The sequence below is a fragment of the Aminobacter anthyllidis genome, assembly GCF_018555685.1.
Lineage (GTDB): Bacteria > Pseudomonadota > Alphaproteobacteria > Rhizobiales > Rhizobiaceae > Aminobacter > Aminobacter anthyllidis.
On record NZ_JAFLWW010000005.1, the window covers coordinates 461838 to 483619 of the forward strand.

Sequence of the window (21782 nt, forward strand, 5' to 3'; positions counted from 1 at the left end):
TTTTGACATCGACATCGCTGCAAAAAGGCGCTGTGCAGCAAGCGCGATCAAATGGACCGCCCCGGCTAGAGGCATATCGGGGCCGTTCTCATGCCGGAAAGACCCATGACACCCGTTCAGAAAGCCATCTGGTACATCGAAAGCCACTACTTCAAGGACATCGGCCTCGACGATATCGCCACGGCTGGCGGTGTCTCGCGCTTCCATATGTCCCGGGCCTTCGCAGCCGCCACCGGCCATTCGGTCACGGGCTACATCAGGGCTCGCCGCCTGACCGACGCGGCGCATGCTCTGGCCAAGGGTGCGCCCGACATTTTGGCGGTCGCGCTCGACGCCGGTTATGGCTCGCATGAGGCGTTCACCCGGGCCTTCCGCGACCGCTTCGGGCAGACGCCCGAGGAGGTGCGCGCGAACGGCTCCGTATCCCAGCCCCAACGCCTGGAGCTTCTCAAGATGGATGAAACCTTTGTCGAAAACCTCGCCCCGTCACGCTTTGTCGACGGCGGCCCCTTGCTCATCGCCGGCTTCGGCCAGCGCTACACCAGCGAAACCAGCCTGGCGATCCCGTCGCTGTGGCAGCGCTTCGGCCCGCATTTCGGCAGCGTGCCCGGCCAGAAGAACTATGTCGGCTACGGCGTCTGCCACAACTTTGACGACGACAGCTTCGAGTACATCGCCGGCGTCGAGGTCAAGGACTTCTCGGACCTGACATCCGAGTACAGCCGCCTGCGCATCGCCCCGCAGCGCTATGCGGTGTTTGCCACCACCGACCACATCTCGATGATCCGCCGCATCACCCATACGGTATGGAGCAAGTGGCTGCCGACATCGGGCCATGAAGCCGCCGACGGCCCCAACTTCGAACTCTACCCCGAGACCTTCGACCCGGCGACCGGCAATGGCGGCTACGAACTCTGGATCCCGATCAAGAGCTAGGCTTTTCCTTGGCGGTCCCGTTCCTCAGCGCTGTCGACGACAGCAGCGAACGCGGACCATGGATGAAGGTCCAGGCGGGGGCCTTCATCCGCGCCAGCAGCGGGGCGTCACCTTCGTCGACGCGGGCATAATCGAAGGTCTTGGCGACCACCGAAGACAGGAACGACAGCGTCGCCCCAGGCCGGTCGATGACGGCGATCGGGAAGGTCATCACGATCTGGCGCCAGCGCTGCCAGCGGTGGAAATCGCGCAGGTTGTCCGCCCCCATGATCCAGACGAAATCGACGCCCGGATTGCGCGCCTTGATCAGCGCCAACGTGTCGGCGGTGTAGCGCACATGATGCGCCGCCTCGAAGGCAGTGACCTTGATGCGCGGGTTTTCGGCGATCGCCTCCGACAGCTCGATGCGCTTTGCCAGCGGCGCCAGCTCGCGCGTGCTTTTCAGGGGGTTGCCCGGGGTCACCATCCACCACAGCTGGTCGAGTTGCAGGCGGCGCATGGCGATCTCGGCGACAAGGCCATGGCCGGCATGCGGCGGGTTGAACGACCCGCCAAACAGTCCAACCTGCATGCCCTTCATGGCATGCGGCATGCGGAGATATTGCGAAGCAACACCCTCCCCCTTGTGGGGAGGGTCGATCCGCGCAGCGGAGCGGGGTGGGGGTGCCTCTGACGTCAGTTTGTTACCCCCGGCTCGCCTTGCTCGCCACCCTCCCCACAAAGGGAGGGCAATCCCCATCACGGCCGGAGCTGGCCGTTGCCGCGCACGCGGTACTTGAACGATGTCAGCTGTTCGACACCGACCGGCCCCCGCGCATGCATCTTGCCTGTGGCGATCCCGATCTCGGCGCCCATGCCGAACTCGCCGCCATCGGCAAACTGCGTCGAGGCGTTGTGCAAAAGGATCGCCGAGTCGATCTCGTTGAAGAAGCGCTCGACGGCCTTTGCATCCTCGGCGACGATCGCCTCGGTGTGGTGCGAAGAGAACGTCTCGATATGTTCGATGGCGCCTGAAACACCATCGACGAGCTTAACCGAGATGATGGCGTCGAGATACTCGGTCACCCAGTCCGCATCGGTCGCGGGCTTGGCGTCAGAGAAGGCGGCAAGCACGTCTTCGTCGGCATGGATTTCGCAGCCGGCCTTGCGCAGCGCTTCGAGCACCGGCACCAGATGGGTGGAAGCCACCGCGCGGTCGACAAGCAGGGTCTCGGCAGCACCGCAAATGCCGGTGCGGCGCATCTTGGCGTTGACGGCTATGCCTACCGCCATGGCGAGCTCAGCCGACTTGTCGATGTAGAGATGGCAGATGCCCTCGAGATGGGCGAAAACAGGCACCCGCGCATCGTTCTGCACGCGCTCGACCAGACTGCGGCCGCCGCGCGGGATGATCACGTCGAGATTGCCCGACAGGCCCTTGAGCATTTCGCCCACTGCTGCACGGTCGGCCACCGGCACGAGCTGGATCGCGTCTTCCGGCAAGTTGGCCGACTTCAGCCCCTCGACCAGGCAGGCATGGATCGCCAGCGATGAGTTGAGCGAATCCGAGCCGCCGCGCAGGATCACCGGGTTGCCGGCCTTGAGGCACAAAGCACCGGCATCGGCCGTCACATTGGGCCGGCTCTCATAGATCACGCCGATGACGCCGAGCGGCGTGCGCACGCGTTCGATATGCAGGCCGTTGGGACGGTCCCATGCGGCAATCACTTCACCGACCGGATCGCGCAGCTCGGCAATCGCCCTGATGCCGTCGGCCATGTCGCGGATGCGACCCGCCTTCAACTTGAGGCGATCCATGAACGAGCCGCTTAGCCCCGCTTCCTCGCCGTTCTTCACGTCGATGGCGTTGGCGTCGAGGATCTCGTCCTGGCGGCGCAGGATGGCCTCGGCCATGCCGATCAGCGCGGCATGCTTGCGCTCGGCGCTGGCGACGGCGAGTGGGCGGGCGGCGGCACGAGCCTTGCGGCCGATTTCGGCCATCAGCTGCGCCGTATCCTCATGGGACTTTTCATGCGCCTTCAGCATGTCCTACCCTTCCGCTTGCACCGCAACCTTGTCCGTGTGGCTGACCACGAGGTCGTCGCGATGGATCATCGCCGAACGTGCCTCGTAGCCGAGAACGGTTTCGATCTCAGCCGTCTTTAGCCCAGCGATCCTTACGGCATCCGCAGCGTCATAGGCAACCAGCCCGCGCGCGATCTCGCGGCCCTCGGGCGACAGGATCGCCACCGTATCGCCACGCGAAAAATTGCCGCTGACCAGCTTCACGCCCGCTGGCAGCAGCGATTTTCCCTGCAGCAACGCACCGACGGCGCCCGTGTCGACGGTCAATCGTCCGGCCGGTTCGAGCTGGCCGGCGATCCAGGTCTTGTAGCCCTTCACCGGGTTGCCGCTCGGCCGAAACAAGGTGGCGCGTTCGCCGCGTTCGATCGCCATCAACGGCGACAGCCTGGTTCCGGCGGTGATGATCATCGCCGTGCCTGCCGCGGTTGCGATCTTGCCGGCGTCGATCTTCGTCCGCATGCCGCCGCGCGACAGTTCGGAGGCAGCTCCCCCGGCCATCGCTTCGATATCTGATGTAATGCGGTCGACGACCGGGATGAATTTGGCATTCGGGTCAATCGCCGGCGGGGCGGTGTAAAGCCCGTCGATGTCGGACAGTAGCACCAAAAGGTCCGAGCCCATCATCGTCGCCACGCGCGCCGCGAGGCGATCATTGTCGCCGTAGCGGATTTCGCTCGTCGCCACCGTGTCATTTTCGTTGATGACAGGCACCGCGTTCATCTTGAGCAGCGTCGAGATGGTGGCGCGCGCATTGAGATAGCGCCGGCGCTCCTCGGTGTCGCCGAGCGTGACCAGGATCTGCCCCGACTTCAGCCCCTTGCGTCCGAGTTCCTCCGCCCAGGCGCCCGACAGGGCGATCTGGCCAACGGCGGCCGCAGCCTGGCTCTCCTCGAGCTTCAGCGCACGCTTGCCGAGGCCAAGGATGGTGCGGCCGAGCGCGATCGCACCCGACGACACGACCAGCACGTCGGCGCCGCCTTCGGCCAGCGTCGCGATGTCGTCGGCCATCGAGGCAAGCCATTCGCGCTTCAGCCCGCTGGTTCGGTCGACCAGCAAGGCCGAGCCGATCTTGACGGTGATGCGCTTGTAGGTCTTCAGCGAAGGGATCGTCATCGCAGTTTGCCTACTTCGTCCAGCGCGCGTCGGAGGGTGCCACGTCGCCGCTTGCATTGCGGGCCTCTTCGACGACGCTCATCAGCGCGCGCAGCGTCTCTTCGACGCCCTCGCGAGTGACGGCCGACAGCAGGATCGGCGCGCGTCCCGCCGCGCGCTTCAGCGACGCGATCTTCTTCTTGCGCTCGTCCGGATCGAGCGTGTCGACCTGGGAAAGTGCTACGATCTCCATCTTGTCGGTCAGCCCATGGCCATAGGCTTCAAGCTCGCCACGCACGACCTTGTAGGCCTTGCCCGGGTTCTCTTCCTGCGCCGAAACGAGATGCAATAGCACGCGCGTGCGCTCGACATGGCCAAGGAATCGGTCGCCGATGCCAACACCCTCATGCGCGCCTTCGATCAAGCCGGGGATGTCGGCGATGACGAATTCGCGGGCGTCGATGCGGGCAACGCCGAGGCCCGGATGCAACGTGGTGAAGGGATAATCGGCGATCTTGGGCTTGGCCGCCGTGACCGAGGCAAGGAAGGTCGACTTGCCGGCGTTGGGCAGGCCAACGAGACCGGCGTCTGCAATCAGCTTGAGCCTGAGCCACACCCACATCTCCTGGCCATCGAGGCCGGGGTTGGCGCGCCGTGGCGCCTGGTTGGTCGATGTCTTGAAATGCTGGTTGCCGAAGCCGCCATTGCCGCCCTTGGCGAGCAGATAGCGCTGGCCGACCTGGGTCAGGTCGCAGATCAGCGTCTCGTTGTCTTCTTCGTAGACCTGCGTGCCGACAGGCACTTTCAGGATGATGTCCGCGCCCTTGGCGCCGGTCATGTTGCGGCCCATGCCGTGAATGCCGGTCTGCGCCTTGAAATGCTGCTGGTAGCGATAGTCGATCAGCGTGTTGAGGCCATCGACGACCTCCAGCCAGACGTCGCCGCCACGGCCGCCGTCGCCACCGTCGGGTCCACCGAACTCGATGAATTTTTCGCGCCGGAACGACACCGCGCCGGCACCGCCGTTGCCGGAGCGAATGTATACCTTGGCCTGGTCGAGAAATTTCATCGGACTGTTCGTTTCTTGTTGCTATTTGGTTGTTTCAGCGAACCTGCCATAACGCAAGGCGTGGCTAAGGGCGAGAGCGGATTGGAAACCGCCTGGAATGACGGGGAGATTTCGACAGTGAAGCTGGTCACCTACAACACCCAGTATGGCATCGGCCGGGACGGCCGCTACGACCTCGAGCGAATTGCGGCCGCCGTCACTGGCGCCGACATCATCGCCCTGCAGGAGGTGACCCGCAATTTCATGCGCAACAATGGCGCCGACATGGTCGCCGGGCTTGCCGAATTGCTGCCCGACTACTTCCACATCTTTGGCGTCGCCATGGATATCGACTTCGGTCTGCTCGAGAATGGCAAGCCGGCCAACAAGCGGCTGCAGTTCGGCAACATGGTCATGTCGCGCTGGCCGATCGTCGCGTCGCGCAACCTGCTCCTGCCGCGCACAAGACGCCTCAGCCGCGGCAACCTGCAACGCTCGGCACTGGAAGCGCTGGTCATGGCGCCGTCGGGCCCGCTGCGTGTCTATTCCGTACATACCGACCACATCAGTCAGGAGGAGCGCATCGCCCAGATCCGCCACCTCAAGGAACGGGTCTACGCCTTTGCCGCGGAAGGCGGCGTCCTCACCGGCGCCGCCGAATACGGTTTCCCCGAGCTCCCCTGCCCCGAGGAATTCTTGCTCATGGGCGACTTCAACATGGTATCCGGCTCGCCCGAGCACCTTGTCATGACCGGCGTGCCCGACCCGGTGGAAGGTCCGCAGATCGTCACCCATCACCCTGTCGATGCCTACGCGCTGGCGGGTGGTGTCCCGGATGGATCGGTCTCCTGGACCGACACGACCCATCCGGAAAAGACCCGCCTCATCGACTACGTCTTCGTCCAGGCCAACCTTGCCGCCAGGGTCAAATCCGTCCGCATCGACAGCGATGCGGCAGGCTCCGACCACCAACCTGTGTGGGTCGAGCTGAACTAAGCAGCTGGCTTAGAACCGCGCCCAAGACCTGAGGCTCGCCCAGGTCTTGCGGTCGAGCCTGTAGCGCTCGACCGGAACCTGGCCGGCGACCATCGAGTTCAGCATGCCCTGGCCGGCATACTGGAAGCCACACTTGTGGATCACCCGCCGCGACGCCGGGTTGATGACCCGGCACGAGACGTTGAGCACGGCGACATCGGTCGCACGGAAGGCGAGATCGACCAGCGCATGCGCAGCCTCAGTGGCGTAGCCCGACTTCCAGTAGGGTTCGCCGATCCAGTAGCCGAGCTCGAGCCCGCGATCGGTGACGTTGAGCCCGGCCGAACCGACGAAGGCGCCGGTGTCGGCGATGGTGATGGCATAGACCACCCCGCCGCGCCGGGCACGCGCCATCGACAGGAAGGCCCGCGCTTCGGCCTCGCCGTAGGGGTGCGGCATGCGCGACAGCATTTCGGCGATGTGGCGGTTGTCGGCCAGCTGCACCAGCTCGGCAATGTCGTCTTCATGTGGCGGGCGCAGGACCAGCCGCTCGGTCAGCAATATAGGGCAGTCGATCGACAATCTTTCGTCTTCGACGTCGTCCTTTTCGGCAACCATGTCAAAAATCCTCCAGGAAAAATGAAAAAGGGGAGATGGAAACCCATCTCCCCTGATCCTTTTCCTGGCTTGGCCAGACACCGGTTCCCGAGATGGGGCGCCGGTGTTGTAGTGCGGAACCGGCTACTCCGCGGCCTTGAGAATCGGGTTAACCGATACGTAGGTTCGGCCATTGGCTTTTTTATTGAAGGTCACGGCGCCTGCTTCGAGCGCAAAAAGCGTATGATCCTTGCCCATGCCGACGTTGACGCCGGGATGCCAGGTGGTGCCGCGTTGACGAACGATAATGTTGCCCGGAATCACCGATTCGCTACCGAACTTCTTGACGCCAAGGCGCTTCGACTCTGAATCGCGACCGTTGCGCGACGAACCGCCAGCTTTCTTATGTGCCATGGATGTTCTCCTTCAGTCGCTCTGATTACTCTGATTCCGCGACGGCTGCAGCCTTTTTCGGCGCTGCCTTCTTCGCGGGCTTTTCTGCAGCTACGTCAGCTGCGGCTTCGGCCTGCACTGCCGCCTTCTTCGAAGGCTTCGCACCGCCGGTCAGGATCTCGGAGATCCGGACAGTGGTGTGATGCTGGCGGTGACCGCGCGCACGACGCGAATTCTGGCGACGACGCTTCTTGAAGGCGATGACGGTCTTGTTGCGGCCGTGCTCGACGACTTCCGCCGTCACCACTGCACCGGCCACGAAGGGCGCGCCGATCTCGGCGTTGTCGCCTTCGCCAACGGCGAGCACTTCAACAAATTCAACGGTGTCGCCAGCGGCGCCGACGAGCTTTTCGATCTTGATCACATCATTGGCGGCAACGCGATACTGCTTACCGCCCGTTTTGATGACTGCGAACATTTTATGCCTTTCGCTGTTCGGTCGGCCTTTTTGAACCACCTGAGTGGTTCGGCCGTCTTTTTGTCAGTCGATACGGGTTCATAGCAAACGGCGCAGAGAACCCTCCACGCTGATTGCAGGGCGTCCCGTAACCGAAGGTTGCCTTGAAGTCAAGGCGAACACCTTGGCATCACTGCCGTTTTACGGCCAGGCCAAGTGCTCCCTTCTTTCGCAAGCCTCATGAAGTCCAAGCCTGGATACAGGCCTTTGCGAAAACGGACAACCGCGGCGGCAGTGTTGCGCCGGACAAAACGTCCGTGAAGCAGCCGCTGGAACCGGATTTTCGACCGAACTGACGCAGCGTCCCGCGGCTATTTCCGGACCGGCGGAAAAGATACATGATCACGGTCACATTTGGCCTTGTGCGACAGGCCATGAGCCGTTATCTAGTGCGCCGCGCCGGCAACGGCCGATCACGACCGCGGAGAGGTGGCAGAGTGGTCGAATGCACCGCACTCGAAATGCGGCATGGGTGCAAGCCCATCGGGGGTTCGAATCCCTCCCTCTCCGCCATAAGCCATTGATTTGATTGACTTATTCCGCAAGCGTATTTCGCTGCAAACATCCCAAAAGCACCTTGGCACAATTCTGGCACACGGCAGGCTGGCTATGGCGTCTATTCGGAAGCGGGGAACGTCTTGGCACGCTCAGGTCAGGCGAACAGAGTTCCCTAATCTCACCGGTACCTTCCCATCCAAGGGCACCCCATGGTCTTGCCGGGTCTGACGCGCGTGGCTTAGGCCTGCTAGCCCAGCGCTTCATGCGCGCCACCTATCGCGGCCTGAAGTTCCTGCTCGACGATCCGCAGCGCTCCGCCGAATCCATTTCGCTCCCCCAAGCCTGAAAGCCCTGTCAAACACATTGGTGGATCAGAGCCAAAAAGGCCTTGCAGTTATCCTAAGATATGGTTATTCTAATGATAGTAAGAATTGCCTTTGGCCGGGTTGCCCTGGCCTTGAGGGCGGGCAGAGCCGTTGTCAGGGAGGAGCTAGCCTGATGGGACTCCAGACCTCCGCCGACCGATAAAGGTCAGCGGAAGCCAACCAATCGAGGCGACGGTGCGTCTCGTGACGGCGTCGTCTCTGGCTGTCTCCCTAAGGAAATGCGGCGTGGTTGCCTAGGCGATCAGAATCGCAACAGCATAAAAAGAGGTGAGGAGTCGTCTTGGATCAGTTCTTACAACACTTAGCCAACGCCCTAATCATGGGCGGGACCTATGCTCTGCTTGGGATAGGTCTCACGCTTATCTTCGGCATCATGCGTATTGTAAATTTCACACATGGTGAACTTTACGCTTTCGGCGCATATATGATGTACTTCTTTGCGGTCGTGCTGGGGATGAACTTCTACGTGGCGATCGCCTTCGCGATCTGCGCCGGCATGGTCCTTGGCGCTGCGATCGAGTATCTACTGCTCCGATCCAAGCGCGGTGCCGATATCGACACCACCATGCTGATCATGATCGGCGCCTGGATCGTGCTTCAGAACACCGAAATTCTGATATGGGGCAGCGTTGCCAAGTCCATCAACTCGCCTTTCCCGATTGAGCCCCTGACTCTGGGCCCAGTATCGCTTTCCAGCGTCCGCGTCTTTGTTCTCATCGTCGCGCTGGCTTTGATCGCAGCCACCTACGTGCTGATCAATCGCACGAAGCTTGGCAAGGCGATGCGAGCAACATTCCAGGATAGCTCGACCGCGGCGCTGATGGGCATCAACACGAGCGCGATCTACACCACCACTTTCGGGCTAGGCTCGGCTCTCGCCGCGGCCGCTGGGGCGCTCCTCGGCCCTGTTTTCGTGGTTGCGCCAGCGATGGGCGACCTCGCTTCATTGAAGGCATTCGCCATCGTCATTCTTGGCGGCCTGGGAAACATTACCGGCGCGGCATTTGGCGGCTTCATTCTGGCGTTCGCCGAGGAAATGGGAGCCAGCTACATCTCGTCCGGTTACCGCGACGCCATGGGCTTCCTCATCATCATCATCGTCCTGCTGTTTAGGCCCACGGGCCTGTTCGCCAGATCGGAGCGCGTCGGATGAGCCGTATTTTTCCCCTATTGGTGCTGGCGTTCTTCCTCAGCGTTCCACTCTGGTTGACCGACCAATATTACCTCCACACGCTCGTCGTATGCGGCATCTTCATGCTCGCGGCCATGAGTCTCAATCTTCTGCTCGGCTATACGGGCCAGCTAAGCCTAGGGCACGTCGCTTTTTTCGGAATTGGCGCCTATGTCAGCGCGCTGACGTCGCTTGGCTTCAACGTTTCAATCTTCGGCTATCAAATCACCCATGAGCCCTGGCCTCCAGTCATCGGCGTCGTCTTGGGCGGCGCGGCAGCGGGGCTCTGTGGCTATCTTATCGGCAAGCTCGCATTCCGCGTGCGCGGCGCCTATTTCGTCATCGTCACCGTCAGCTTTGCCGAAGTCACCCGGCTGATCGCACTCAATTGGATCGAACTGACGAATGGCCCCTTGGCATTGCCCGGAATCCCGCCGCTGACGCTTGGCTTCGAGCCGATCGGCTACGCCACGCTGTGGAGCAAGGGGGCGAACTACTACGTCGTGTTGACCTTTATCGTCATCACTTACATCATCATCAAGCGGCTGATCGACTCTCCCTACGGCAGGGCGATGATCGCACTGCGCGAGAACGAGATTCTGGCGACCTCCGTCGGCATAAGCGTCACGCGCTACCTGGTGCTTGCAGCCGTCTTTGCCGGCACGATTGCCGGCGTCTCCGGGACACTTTACGCGCACTACATCCAGATTATCGACCCGATGATCTTCATGTTCCTCAACACTGTAACCATGGTGATCATGGTCATCACCGGCGGCAAGGGAACGCTTGCCGGGCCGGTTGTCGGGGGCCTTATTTTCGGAGTTGCTCCAGTCATATTGCGCAACTACGTCGGCCCGGAGGTTCAATGGATCCTCTACGGCGCATTGATGATCCTGATCGTCTTCGTCCTGCCTGAAGGGATTGTCCCGGCGATCGAGCGCTGGTTCAGCCGAGCAACCGCTAAAAGTGCCGAGCTTGCGATGGAGCCCGGCAAAGGAGCACGTTCGTGACCTCAGCGCAAAATGCCAAGGCCATCTTGAGTGTCGAAAACGTGGCAATGCATTTCGGTGGATTGATCGCGATCTCCGACATGAATTTCCATGTCAATGAGGGTGAGTTGGTCAGCCTCATCGGCCCCAATGGGGCCGGCAAAACCACCGCATTCAACATCATCACCGGCTTTCAAAGACCAACCAAGGGACGGGTTTCGTTTCGAGGCACGTCGCTTGCCGGGCTCAAACCGCACCAGGTGACGTCACTTGGGCTGGTACGCACCTTTCAGCGCACCAATCTGTTCGACAAGATTTCCGTCTTCGACAATGTGCTTATCGGTCTGCACCGGAAGACGTCTGCTCGACTGCTGGGCACGCTCTTGTCACTGCCGCGGGAACGTAAGGCCGAGGCAGAGCTCCGTGATCAAGCGTGGGAAATCCTGCGCCTTGTTGGCATCGAGCACCAGGCAAAGGAGCGGGCTTCGGGTTTGCCGTATGGCGATCAGCGACTGCTCGGCGTTGCGCTCGCCCTCGCAGCGCAGCCTTCAGCCCTTCTTCTCGATGAACCCGTTTCAGGCATGAACGCCACAGAGACAGGGCGCTTCATCGAACTGATCGACAAGCTCCGCAGTCGCGGCACGACGATCCTGCTCGTAGAGCACGACATGCCAATGGTGATGCGCATTTCCGACCGGATCGTGGTCCTGAACTACGGGCGCATCATCGCGAACGGAACCCCCAAGGAAATCCAGAATGATCCGGAAGTGATCCAAGCCTATCTCGGTCAAGGGGTGAAGCATGCTTGAGATCAAGAAGCTGATCTGCCGCTTTGGGAAAACCGTCTCCTTCGGCAACCCGCCCCTCAGGGATTTCGCGAACGCGATGGTGGTGCTGATCGGGGCAAATCCGACCGGGTCGTGGTCTGAACCCAAGGAAGCAACAATTCGGATCCGGACATCGTTGCATACCCCGGTCAAGGAGTGAACACATGCTCGAGATAAAAAATCTGGTATGTCGGTATGGTAAGGTAACCGCGCTGAAAGGCGTTTCGCTGAAGGTTCCGGCAAACTCGCTCGTGGTCCTTGTCGGCGCGAACGGTGCCGGCAAGAGCACCACCTTGAGAGCAATCTCGGGTTTGGTGCCGGCCGCCAGCGGCAGTATCCTGTTCAACGGCGAAGAGATCACAGGTCGAACCGCAAGCCGTATTCTGTCCCTGGGCATTGCCCATTGCCCGGAAGGACGGCGCGTCTTCGGCCAGATGACTGTGCTCGAGAATCTTGAGGTCGGGTGCTATCTGCGCAAGGACACCGCTCTCATCCGGCAGGACATTGACCACATCTTTGGGCTCTTCCCACGACTGGCCGAGCGGCGCAAGCAGATCGCTGGAACCCTCTCGGGCGGCGAACAACAGATGCTTGCGATCGGCCGTGCGATGATGTCGCGGCCCAAATTGATCATGTTCGACGAGCCTTCGCTCGGTCTCGCCCCAAACATCGTTTCTCAGACCTTTGACATCATCAAAGGTATCCGCGATGCCGGGACGACAGTTCTGATGGTCGAACAAAACGCCTTCGCCGCTCTCGATATGTGTAACCATGCCTATCTGCTCGAAGCGGGCTCCATGGTCCTCGAGGGGCCTGGCGAAAAGCTGATCAATGATCCGCATGTCCGCGAGGCATATCTGGGAGCAGGACTGGCTCACGCATAGCTTGTGCGTTCCCGAGGCTGCAGTAGCGGATGAATGGTTGATCGAGGGGCGTCATAGAAAGCGTCCTTCGGTCGCATTTGTTCCGATAAACATGAGGATGCGAGTTTGCTCGCCCTCGCCTAAGCGTCGTTCCCGTCGGCTGGCTCCTTGCCGCGCGCAGCAACTCCGAGCGGCCCCATGGGTCGGCCATTGCGCTGGAAACAGCACGGGCGCGCACGTCGCCGGGCAAGGCCGAGACCTCGCCATAGAGACCACCAGCGCTGGCAGTGTTCGTCGAGCGGACGTTCGCCGCTTTCCCACGCAGCCAGCCGGGCGGGAATGTCGCGAGGGTCAGTGAAGCCTTCCATGTGGGCGGCAGCGCCCACATGCTCTGCATGGCCATGCCGCGCTGCATGACCGCATAGCTGATCGCCCTGGCCAGCTTTTTGACTTCCTCGGCATCGTTCGGCAGCGGATCTGTAGCCAGCACCACGGGCACGACTTCGATCGCCAGATTGCGCGTCGCAGCCACCTTGCTGCCGAGCTGGCGTCCGGATTCGGGCCGATGAAAGTATCCGTTTGCAACGCACTGCGAACTCCGGGCTTCCGGCAGCAAGCCATAGCCCGGGTGTATAGCATCGGCGCCCGAGAACTTGGCGACACCCGCACCGGACAAAAAGTGTGCGAGTTGGAGCGCGATATCCAGGTGCACGTGGAGATGAACCAGCCAGTGGGGTTGAGCTCTAAATTAGTACCATCATACTGATTTTAGGTTTAATTGGCCCGCGAGGCCTTTGGCGGCCGCCGGTAGGCCGCGCCAAGATGCTGGCCAGCTAACGTGAAAAGCGCTTGCTCTATCTTACTAATAATGGGATGATAGTATCACTGCTTGCTCGCACTCGGGAGGAGCGCAAGTTCGTCTGCCTGTTTCCAATCCTTGCCGTCATGCGCCGCCACGAAAGAGGCGGCGTTGTCGTGAGAGCGCGCAAAGTGCAGTCAAATAAGGGGAGAATTCGCATGAGTAGGCTTATTAACATCGTGAGTAAAGTCAGCGTCGCGCTGGTAATGGCGGGTGTGGCGTATGGAACTGCAGCTGCTGACGACACCATCAAAATTGGTGTCAACGAACCGCTGACCGGCGCCTTTGCTGCCTCCGGCACCTACATCGTCAACGGCGCCAAGCTCGCAGCTGACCAGATCAATGCTTCCGGTGGTATCCTCGGCAAACAGATCGAACTTGTCATCGAAGACAACAAGAGCAATCCGACCGAGGCGGCAGCCGTCGCGGAAAAGCTGATCACCAGCGACAAGGTTCCCATCATGATGGGTGCCTGGGGTTCGAGCCTCACGCTCGCGGTGATGCCCAAGCTCATGCAGTACCAGGTGCCGATGCTGGTCGAAACGTCGTCGTCGAGCAAGATCACCAAGCAGGGCAATCCCTATATCTTCCGCATCTCCCCGCCATCCTGGGTGGAGGCGAAGATCTTCCAGCCGCTGCTTCCTTCGCTCGGGATCAAGAAGGTCGACTTCCTTGGCATCAACAACGACTGGGGTCGTGGCACGATCACGGACTTCTCGGCGATGTTCAAGGAGAACGGCGTCGAGGTCGGCCTTGCTGAAACCATGGACCAGGGCGCCGAGGACATGGGTGCGCAGCTGTCGAAGATCAAAGCGTCCGACTCCGACACGATCATTGTCACGACGGGCGTCGAGCAGCTGACGCTGGTGCTGAAGCAGGTTGCAGCCCTCGGCATCACCAAGAAGATCATCACCACGGGCGGGTCGCAGAACCCTGACCAGCTGATCCAACAGGCCGGCGCTGCCGCCAACAACACCATGCATATGGTCTTCTTTGCGCCTTGGGATGCAGCCAAGACGCCGCATCCGGACCAGTCGAAGGTCTTCATCGACGCTTGGGCAAAGGCTGGCCACAATGCGGCCGGCATGACCGAGAGCTATCGTGGCTACGATGGGATTTTCGTCATCAAGACCGCGATCGAGAAGGCTGGAAAAGCAGAGCCCGAGGCCATCCGCGAAGCATTCTGGGGTGTGGATGTGCCTACCCTCAACGGCAATGTCACCTTCACCAAGGACGGACCAGAGGGCAAGGAAAGCGGACAGTACCTCGCCAAGGGCACGCTGATCACCATCAAGGACGGCAAGGTGGTCCTGCCGTCTTCCTGATAAACGACGACAGCGAAAACTGAGTTTCAAGGCCCAGCGGGAAACCGCCGGGCCTTTTCATGTTTCATGCGTTGTGAAGCGGGATGGCGAGGCCTGCCTTCAGCCTCTCCATGACGACGAGTGTGCGGAACTTCCTGACGTTGTGGTTCTCGAAGAACAATCGGCGCGTCAGGGCATCGTATTCGCCCATCGACGGCACCGTGACGATGAGAACAAAATCCGCGTCGCCCGTGACGTAATAGCACTGCTGGACGTCCGGATCTGCCTGAAAACTCCGCTTGGCGGCATCCAGCAGATCCAGCCGCTCACTTTCGATGCGGACCTCGACGATGACTGTAATCGGTCTGCCCATTTTTGCGGGATCGAGCGTCGAGTAATTGCCGACGATGACCCCAGCATCGCGCATCCGCTGGATCCTGCGATTGACCGCTGCCGCGGAAAGATGGACCCGCTCCCCGATGATCCGCTGGGAAGTCGAATTGTCCCGCTGGAGGATGTCGAGTATCGCAAGATCGAAGCTATCCAGGCTTCCAGCATCAGTGCCGCGCATGTCACCCCCAAACTTGCAAAGATGTTGCGTGCGATGTGGCTAGATCGCGCAAATTTTGAGGACCACGCGGACTATTCTTCAGTGAATTCGCCAAAGGATAATCCCATGCTGCTGCTGATGAATACGCATGCCGACCTCAACCGGCCGCTCGATCGGTCCGATGCGGAAATGCTCGGGCTTGAGGCGGCCCGGACCGTGGAACGGTTCCTGACCTTTCGGCCCAACCACACCCCTACTCCGCTCCGCGCGCTGACGCACCTGGCGAGCGAGGTCGGGGTTGCGGCAATCCATGTGAAGGATGAATCGCAGCGTTTGGGACTCGGCAGCTTCAAGGCTCTCGGTGGATCCTATGCCGTAATCCGGCTCGTGCTCGAGCAAGCGAGCCGTGAGCTCGGAAGGGAGGTCGATGTCAGCGAGCTGCAAACGCCGGCCGTCAGGCAGATAGCGGAGCGCATCACGGTCGGCTGCGCGACCGACGGCAATCATGGAAAGTCGGTCGCTGCGGGAGCTACGCTGGTCGGAGCCAGGGCTGCGATCTTCGTTCATTCGGGTGTGACGGACGAGCGCGTCGCGGCCATCGCGCAATTCGGAGCGGAGATGATCCGCGTCAGCGGCACCTATGATGACTCCGTCGCAGAAGCCGAGCGTGTCTGCCAAGAGCATGGATGGATCGTCGTGTCCGATACGTCGTGGCCGGGTTACGAACGCATCCCGGGGTTGGTCATGCAAGGTTACACGGCCATGCTGCAGGAAGCTTTGCAGGAACTCCCGGCCGCGCCGACCCATGTCTTCATGCAAGCCGGTGTTGGTGGCCTGGCTGCAGCGGTTGCCGGCCACTTTGATATTGTTTATGGCGCCAAACGTCCGACGTTCATCGTGGTCGAGCCGGACCGTGCCGCATGTATCTATCAGAGCGGGGTTGCCGGTCAGCCCGTCAAGATCGAGCACGGGGAGCCCACCATCATGGCCATGCTCGAATGTTATGAACCATCGCTTGTGGCTTGGCGTATCCTCAGCCGCAAAGCCGACGCGTTCATGACGGTCAGCGAGGAGAATGCCGCCGACACCATGCGCCAGCTGGCAACTCCAGAGGGCGGAGATCCCGCAATCGTGGCAGGCGAGAGCGGTGGCGCTGGACTGGCTGGCTTGTTGCAGGCGCTCGCGTCCAACGAGGCCCGGGCGAAACTCGGGCTTGATGCTTCCTCGCGTGTATTTGTCATCAACACCGAAGGGGCGACCGACCGGGCGCGATATGAAGCGATCGTTGGCCGGTCGCCGGCTGAAGTCCTTGGGTCGCGTTAAGCGGCCGTGACGAAACCGATCGATGCCGCTTGTATTGAGGATATCAGCGAGCGGCATCGACGATGGTCATTTCGCCGTCCGTTGGCGGCGCTTGCTGTGGTCCAGCAGTTCGACACGCAAAGCAAAGCAATCCTTGTGATAATGGATGCTTGCCACGTAGATGGCGACGCCATTGTCATCGATTAGGATAAGCCGGGAGTCGGCAGTGGGTTCTCCAAGACCGATCTCGAGCAAATTCGCTGTCTCGGGATCTGCAACGCCGATCGTGAACGTCTGGGGCGCCTGAGAAATCGTGACGTCGGGCATTTCCAGGATCTGCGGCAGTGCCGCAGAGTGGGTGAAGCGCTTGCGATCCTTGTCGAAGATATGCTTCGCCAAATGCAGATTGACGACTGAGAAGGGTTCGCCGTTGTTGTACTGCACGCTTCTGAGGAAGGTATAACCCTCGGCGGGCGTTCCTTCTCCGACCTTCAGTTCGGGAGCGGCAGCGCCTTCCTCGATGTGAACACGCTTGAGCACATTGTCTTTGAGGTTGGCGATCATTGCATCAAGATCGGTCGCCAGGTTCAACCAACGATTCTTCTTGAGCTTAAGAGAAACGAAGGTGCCGCGGCCTTGCTGGGCGTCCAGCAGGCCCTCCTGTCGCAGCAGGTCGATGGCTTGCCTGATCGTGACGCGCGCTACGGAGAACTCGACCTCCAGCTCCTCGAGCGTGGATATCTTGTCGCCAGGCAGCCAGACGCCGCGGTCGATGCGCTGCCGCATGACCGAGGCGACCTGAATGTAGAGCGGCGTAGGGCTGCGATCGTAGATTTTGGATGTGATGTTCATGAGCCTAATATACGGTAAATAGAACCATTTATCCAGCCCCGGTCCGATCAAACTTGGTTGTGCAAGGGGCGCGAATTGGACCAAGCCTGGCCGGCTTCACCACTAAATTTCGGTCGACGACCATCTGACAGCTTCGCGGCTTACCGGCGCCGGAACACGCTGGCGAAGAGCGCCTTTATCCGGCCGATTATCACCGATGTGAACAGCGAGCCAGCGTCAAATTCGGCAGCGACAGCACGCGCTGCACCCTCGCCGGCTGAAAGCTTGGCTTCCAGATTCTGAACAAAGGCAGCGATCAACCGGTTGGCAATGTCTTGCACCAGCCCGGATCGGCTGAATTGCGCGAGCATTCCGGTCAGTGTGAACCCAACCGTCACGTCAACGCGGGTCTGCTCAGGTCTATCGCCCTGCTTGACAGCGTAGCCGATCAGGCCGCGCGTTGCCGAATTGCTTCGCTGGTCCTTGCCAGCGCCGCTAATGGTGCCGGTGCGTGTGGCGTCGTCACGACTGACGTCTGCAACACCCTGAAATTCAGCGCTGATGGGGCCAACCTTGACCTTGATGCGCCCCTCGGCATGTCCATCGACAGGCTCGCCATCGAGTGACGCGCCGGGAAGGCAAGTCGCCACCTCGCCGATGCGTCCGAAGAACTCCCACACTTGATCCACGGGGTGCTCGACCGTGAAGCTCTGCACGAACGTCGTCTGTGGCGTCCAGTTCGCATCAGCGCGCGCCGGTGCAGCTGCCACAGAGGCAGCAGCCTTTGTGGCGGAGGTCTCGCGTGGCTTAGCTCCATTGGCGGCAACGGCGCTGGAATGGCCGGAACCCGCCGGTCCGAGCAGCTTGCGGTTGCCGTCGGGTATGGCACCTGCACCGCGTTTGCGTCGTGCCTCAATGACGCTTTGAACGGCTCGAACGATGCCGACATACCCTGTGCAGCGGCAAAGGTTCCCGCTCATGGCAACGCGGATATCATGCTCGCTCGGGCTCTCCATCCTCAGCACGACGTCGCGTGCCGAGACCATCATCCCTGGTGTGCAATAGCCGCACTGAAGGGCGTGTTCCCGCTTGAAGGCTGCCCGCAGTTCGGTAGCGATCTCGTCGTCGTCCAGACCTTCAATCGTCGTGACATGGGCATGTTCGCACGTCACCGCAAAGGTAATGCAGGACCGGGTCGGCACGCCATCGACGAGAAGCGTGCACGCGCCGCAGACGCCATGCTCGCAGCCAATGTGGGTTCCGGTCAGATTGTGGCAGTCGCGAAGATAGTCGGCGAGATGCGTCCGAGGTTCCGCCGTTGCTGAAAGTTGCTTGCCGTTAACGGTGAGATTGATTGTTGTCATGCTGGGTATGCTCGCTCGATCGCGCGTCGCAAGGCGACGACATGGGTCTGACGATCGATCTGATCGACCATGCCAGAGGCTTCCAGGAGTTTTGCCGTGGCGTTGGCGTCAAACCCCTTTGCAGGTTTGTCGCCTCGTCCATCACCAATGAAGGCGGTAGCAGCAGCCACAACGATCGGCTTGCTTTCTGTCGCGCCGATAACGGCCCGGCTTGCACCCCTCTCCGGATCGTGGAGAAACGCCCCGATCGCGTGTGCAAATTCGCCCGTCTTGCGGCAACTCTTGTAATAGCCCCAGCGGGCACCCTTTCCGAGCTTGGGGATACTGACCGAAACCAGGATCTCGCCGGGACGCAGATCCGCCTCGAGCGCGCCAAGCATATAGTCCTCAACCGACATTGTACGACTACCAGCCGGCCCCTCGACCGTTACCGAAGCGCCAATGGCGGACAGGATGGAAATCCAGTCGGCAGACGGGTCGGCATGTGTCAGACTTCCGCCGATCGTGCCGCGGTTGCGGACAGCTCGGTAGGCAATGCCGCTGGCGACGGACGGCAGCGCACCGTGGGTGACGTCGGGCACGCGCAAATCTTCGAAATCCGCATGCGTCACGCAGGCGCCGACCACAATCCGGTCGCCTTGATCAGTGACGGCTTTGAGTTCGCCAATGCCAGTGATGTCGACCACCAGGTCCGGTTGCACAAGACGCATGTTGAGCATGGGACCAAGCGATTGCCCGCCGGCCATGACCTTTACAGTACGGCTCTCATCGCCGATGAGCGCGATGGCACCAGCGACGTCCTTGGGACGGGCGTAGTCGAAATTGACCGGTTTCACGCTACTGCTCCCTGCGGTTGCCGGGCTGGCTGGTTGTGCTGCGATCGCTGGATGGCCTCCAGGACACGGCGCGGCGTGATGGGTGATCGGAGTAGCTCAACGCCATAACCTCTTAGCGCATCGTTGACAGCGTTGCTGATTGCGGCAGGAGGCGCGATAGCTCCGCCTTCCCCGATGCCCTTGACCCCGAATTCGGTGTAGGGCGCGAGCGTTTCCATGTGATCAAGTCGCGGAGCAGGCACCTCGGTCGGCCCCGGCAACAGGTAGTCCGCAAAAGTCGAGGCCAGCGGCTGCCCGGACGCGTCGAAATTCATTTCTTCGTAGAGAGCAGTGCCTATACCCTGGGCCAGTCCGCCATAGATCTGGCCATCGACCACCATCGGATTGATCAGCTTCCCGCCATCCTCGACAATGACATAGTCGAGGATCTCGATGTCACCCATTTCAGGATCGACGGCGACTATCACCGCGTGGGCAGCGTAACTAAAGGTGCCGGAATCGCGCTGCGGCTTGTAGCCGATGGTCACTTCCAACCCGCGCGGATCGACGCCGGCCGGCAGGTCCTGAGGTCGACGATACCAGGTGTGGGCGATCTCCTTGATGGTGACGCTGCCGTTGGCCCCATGGACCTGCCCGCCGGACAATTCCAACGAGTCGACTTCTGTTTGCAGAAGATGCGCTGCGATCTTTTTGATCAGGCCCGCCAACTCACGCGACGCCGTAGCCACTGCTCCACCCGACATCACAGCACAGCGAGAGCCCCAGCTGCCTGTCGAATAGGGCGTGTACTCCGTGTCGCCATGCACCAGTTTGATCTTGCTGGTGTCGATGCCGAGGATTTCATGCGCGACCTGTGGCAGGGTGGTTTCCATGCTCTGGCCGTGCGAATGCGCGCCGATCCGGAGTTCAAGTCCGCCATCGGGTGTCATGCGCGCGGTCGCCTGCTCATGGCCCGGCACCATCGGAATGCCCCAGCCAGCATAGACGGATGTGCCGTGGGCCCCCTGCTCGCAATAGACCGAGTGTCCGACGCCAATCAGCCGGCCGTCTGCCTCCCCTTTCTTCTGACGCGCGCGGATCGATGGCAGATCAATGGCCGCAATGGCCCTGTCGAGCGCTTCAGGATAGTTGCCGCTGTCGAAGTGTTTCTTGGTGATGTTGTCGAAAGGCATCTGTTCGGAACGAACCAGATTGCGCCGGCGTACTTCATGAGGTTCGAGCTCGCATTCGCGCGCAATGGCGTCGATGATCAGCTCCATTGCCGTGCAGACGCCGGTACGCGCCACACCCCGGTAGGGCAGGATCGGGCATTTGTTGGTGGCAATCGACCACGTATGGCAGCGGTAAGATGGAAAATCGTAGGGCCCGGGCAGGATCGAGGCAACCTGGGCAGCTTCCAGGCATGCCGAGAACGGATAAGAAGAATAGGCGCCAGAGTCGACTGTAGCCTCGCAGTCGATACCACGCAGTTTGCCATCGCGATCGGCGTAGCCAGTGATGCGGTAGTGGTGCTCTCGACAATTGGTGCCGGCAGTCAGATTCTCGCGGCGGTCCTCCAGCCATCGAACGGGATGGCCGCACCGCATCGCATACCACCCCAGACAGATGTCCTCGGGCAGCAAGATCCCTTTGTAGCCAAACCCGCCGCCAACATCCGGCGATATGATGCGAATCTGAACCTGGTCGAGACCCAGGCATTCGGCAAGGCCGTTGCGCACGATGTGCGGCATCTGGCTCCCGGTATAGAGCACGAGATGCTCCATCCGGCTGTCCCAATAGGCAACCGTGCCCCGGCCTTCCATCGGCGACATGTTCTGCCTGGCAGTCGAAATTTCGCGTGTAACCTTGATGGGAGCGTCGAGTGCCGCCGCGAAATTCACGTCGACAAAAGTCTCGAGAAAGACATTGTCGCCCCAATGCTCATGCAGCAGGGCCGAGCCAGGTTCGCGGGCTTTCAGCATGTCGTGAACTGCTGGCAATTCCTCCAGGTCGACATCGACCTGTGCAGCGATGTCTTCCGCCGCAGCCCGTGTGTCTGCTACGCACATGGCAAGCAGTTCGCCCACCTGCCGGACCTTGTCATGCGCCAGAATGGGCTGCTCCGAGGCCTTGAAGCCTTGCAAGCCCGAAACCGCAACGATCGGTTTCACCCCTTTCAAGTCGGCCGGTAGAACGACCTGGCCACGGATGGCCTCATGGGCTGAGACCGAGCGAATGTTGGCGTGCGCCAGGGGAGACCGTACGAACGCAACGTCCTTCATGCCGGCAAGCCGTATGTCTCCGACATACTGGCCGCGTCCTCGCAAGAAACGATCGTCCTCTTTACGAAGCAATGACGCGCCGACGCCTTGTTCGGTCATGCTGATGTCTCTCCCATTTT

Annotated in this window: 21 protein-coding genes, 1 tRNA gene and 1 pseudogene; 10 read left to right on the forward strand and 13 right to left on the reverse strand. The window is 61.0% G+C overall.

Translation table 11 applies throughout. The features are described from left to right. Positions 1 to 105 precede the first annotated feature (105 nt). Entirely contained in the window at positions 106 to 936 is an 831-nt protein-coding gene (locus tag J1C56_RS19390) for an AraC family transcriptional regulator (protein WP_214391684.1), read from the forward strand. Here J1C56_RS19390 and J1C56_RS19395 read toward each other — a convergent pair. From J1C56_RS19395 to obgE, 4 genes are all read right to left on the reverse strand, one after another. Then, positions 926 to 1528 (reverse strand): nicotinate-nucleotide adenylyltransferase, encoded by a 603-nt coding sequence (locus J1C56_RS19395; protein WP_214391685.1) that lies wholly within the window; start codon positions 1526 to 1528, stop codon positions 926 to 928. The two genes, J1C56_RS19390 and J1C56_RS19395, sit on opposite strands and share 11 nt — an antisense overlap. A 146-nt stretch (positions 1529 to 1674) precedes the next feature. Next, on the reverse strand, positions 1675 to 2961 hold the full coding sequence (locus J1C56_RS19400) for a glutamate-5-semialdehyde dehydrogenase (RefSeq protein WP_214391686.1): 1287 nt from the start codon (positions 2959 to 2961) through the stop codon (positions 1675 to 1677). A 3-nt stretch (positions 2962 to 2964) separates the two neighbouring features. After that, the gene (gene proB / locus J1C56_RS19405) at positions 2965 to 4107 is read right to left on the reverse strand and encodes a glutamate 5-kinase (protein WP_214391844.1); all 1143 of its coding nucleotides are present in this window, start codon (positions 4105 to 4107) and stop codon (positions 2965 to 2967) included. Positions 4108 to 4123: 16 nt separating this feature from the next. Beyond that, positions 4124 to 5161 (reverse strand): GTPase ObgE, encoded by a 1038-nt coding sequence (gene obgE, locus J1C56_RS19410; protein WP_214391687.1) that lies wholly within the window; start codon positions 5159 to 5161, stop codon positions 4124 to 4126. 81 nt (positions 5162 to 5242) lie between these two features. On the opposite strand from obgE, the gene J1C56_RS19415 reads away from it, so the two are divergent. Next, positions 5243 to 6136 carry an endonuclease/exonuclease/phosphatase family protein gene (locus J1C56_RS19415; RefSeq protein WP_246591594.1) on the forward strand — a complete coding sequence of 298 codons (894 nt, stop codon included), beginning with the start codon at positions 5243 to 5245 and terminating at the stop codon, positions 6134 to 6136. Between the two features lie 9 nt (positions 6137 to 6145). Here J1C56_RS19415 and J1C56_RS19420 read toward each other — a convergent pair whose 3' ends face one another. The 3 genes from J1C56_RS19420 to rplU form a co-directional block, all read right to left on the reverse strand. Next, positions 6146 to 6733 (reverse strand): GNAT family N-acetyltransferase, encoded by a 588-nt coding sequence (locus J1C56_RS19420; RefSeq protein ID WP_214391688.1) that lies wholly within the window; start codon positions 6731 to 6733, stop codon positions 6146 to 6148. A 123-nt stretch (positions 6734 to 6856) separates the two neighbouring features. Next, positions 6857 to 7126 carry a 50S ribosomal protein L27 gene (rpmA, locus tag J1C56_RS19425; RefSeq protein ID WP_055974797.1) on the reverse strand — a complete coding sequence of 90 codons (270 nt, stop codon included), beginning with the start codon at positions 7124 to 7126 and terminating at the stop codon, positions 6857 to 6859. 25 nt (positions 7127 to 7151) lie between these two features. After that, positions 7152 to 7583, reverse strand: a complete 432-nt coding sequence (gene rplU / locus J1C56_RS19430; RefSeq protein ID WP_214391689.1) for a 50S ribosomal protein L21 — start codon at positions 7581 to 7583, stop codon at positions 7152 to 7154. 462 nt (positions 7584 to 8045) lie between these two features. Here rplU and J1C56_RS19435 point away from each other — a divergent pair. The 6 genes from J1C56_RS19435 to J1C56_RS19460 all read left to right on the forward strand — a co-directional run bounded on the left by J1C56_RS19435 (position 8046) and on the right by J1C56_RS19460 (position 12377). Beyond that, positions 8046 to 8135, forward strand: a tRNA-Ser gene (locus J1C56_RS19435). A gap of 651 nt (positions 8136 to 8786) precedes the next feature. Continuing rightward, a complete protein-coding gene (locus J1C56_RS19440) occupies positions 8787 to 9659 on the forward strand; it encodes a branched-chain amino acid ABC transporter permease (protein ID WP_214391690.1) in 873 nt (290 codons plus the stop codon). Beyond that, positions 9656 to 10687, forward strand: coding sequence for a branched-chain amino acid ABC transporter permease (locus J1C56_RS19445; protein WP_214391691.1), 1032 nt, complete (start codon positions 9656 to 9658; stop codon positions 10685 to 10687). Before J1C56_RS19440 ends, J1C56_RS19445 begins: the two co-directional genes overlap by 4 nt. Positions 10688 to 10734: 47 nt before the next feature. Further along, positions 10735 to 11475 (forward strand): ABC transporter ATP-binding protein, encoded by a 741-nt coding sequence (locus tag J1C56_RS19450; RefSeq protein WP_214391846.1) that lies wholly within the window; start codon positions 10735 to 10737, stop codon positions 11473 to 11475. Continuing rightward, positions 11468 to 11653 (forward strand): hypothetical protein, encoded by a 186-nt coding sequence (locus J1C56_RS19455; protein WP_214391692.1) that lies wholly within the window; start codon positions 11468 to 11470, stop codon positions 11651 to 11653. Before J1C56_RS19450 ends, J1C56_RS19455 begins: the two co-directional genes overlap by 8 nt. A 4-nt stretch (positions 11654 to 11657) precedes the next feature. Then, the gene (locus J1C56_RS19460) at positions 11658 to 12377 is read left to right on the forward strand and encodes an ABC transporter ATP-binding protein (RefSeq protein WP_184770857.1); all 720 of its coding nucleotides are present in this window, start codon (positions 11658 to 11660) and stop codon (positions 12375 to 12377) included. Between the two features lie 391 nt (positions 12378 to 12768). On the opposite strand, the pseudogene J1C56_RS32990 reads toward J1C56_RS19460, so the two are convergent. After that, positions 12769 to 13017 (reverse strand): annotated as a pseudogene (locus tag J1C56_RS32990) (hypothetical protein); the annotation flags it as partial. A gap of 404 nt (positions 13018 to 13421) precedes the next feature. Between J1C56_RS32990 and J1C56_RS19470 the strand changes: the two are divergent. Further along, positions 13422 to 14540 carry an ABC transporter substrate-binding protein gene (locus tag J1C56_RS19470; RefSeq protein WP_420797420.1) on the forward strand — a complete coding sequence of 373 codons (1119 nt, stop codon included), beginning with the start codon at positions 13422 to 13424 and terminating at the stop codon, positions 14538 to 14540. A gap of 64 nt (positions 14541 to 14604) precedes the next feature. Here J1C56_RS19470 and J1C56_RS19475 read toward each other — a convergent pair whose 3' ends face one another. After that, positions 14605 to 15090, reverse strand: a complete 486-nt coding sequence (locus tag J1C56_RS19475; RefSeq protein ID WP_214391695.1) for an Lrp/AsnC family transcriptional regulator — start codon at positions 15088 to 15090, stop codon at positions 14605 to 14607. A gap of 108 nt (positions 15091 to 15198) precedes the next feature. Here J1C56_RS19475 and J1C56_RS19480 point away from each other — a divergent pair, with 108 nt between their 5' ends. Beyond that, positions 15199 to 16392, forward strand: a complete 1194-nt coding sequence (locus tag J1C56_RS19480; RefSeq protein WP_214391847.1) for a diaminopropionate ammonia-lyase — start codon at positions 15199 to 15201, stop codon at positions 16390 to 16392. Positions 16393 to 16458: 66 nt separating this feature from the next. Here the strand turns inward: J1C56_RS19480 and J1C56_RS19485 are convergent, their stop codons facing one another. The 4 genes from J1C56_RS19485 to J1C56_RS19500 all read right to left on the reverse strand — a co-directional run bounded on the left by J1C56_RS19485 (position 16459) and on the right by J1C56_RS19500 (position 21762). Continuing rightward, a complete protein-coding gene (locus J1C56_RS19485) occupies positions 16459 to 17223 on the reverse strand; it encodes a GntR family transcriptional regulator (RefSeq protein ID WP_214391696.1) in 765 nt (254 codons plus the stop codon). Between the two features lie 140 nt (positions 17224 to 17363). Beyond that, the gene (locus J1C56_RS19490; protein ID WP_214391697.1) at positions 17364 to 18566 is read right to left on the reverse strand and encodes a xanthine dehydrogenase family Fe-S subunit; all 1203 of its coding nucleotides are present in this window, start codon (positions 18564 to 18566) and stop codon (positions 17364 to 17366) included. Beyond that, positions 18563 to 19402: an FAD binding domain-containing protein gene (locus J1C56_RS19495; protein WP_214391698.1), complete on the reverse strand. Its 840-nt coding sequence runs from the start codon at positions 19400 to 19402 to the stop codon at positions 18563 to 18565. The genes J1C56_RS19490 and J1C56_RS19495 overlap by 4 nt, the downstream gene beginning before the upstream one ends. Next, positions 19399 to 21762 (reverse strand): xanthine dehydrogenase family protein molybdopterin-binding subunit, encoded by a 2364-nt coding sequence (locus J1C56_RS19500; protein ID WP_214391699.1) that lies wholly within the window; start codon positions 21760 to 21762, stop codon positions 19399 to 19401. The genes J1C56_RS19495 and J1C56_RS19500 overlap by 4 nt, the downstream gene beginning before the upstream one ends. Positions 21763 to 21782: the final 20 nt, after the last annotated feature.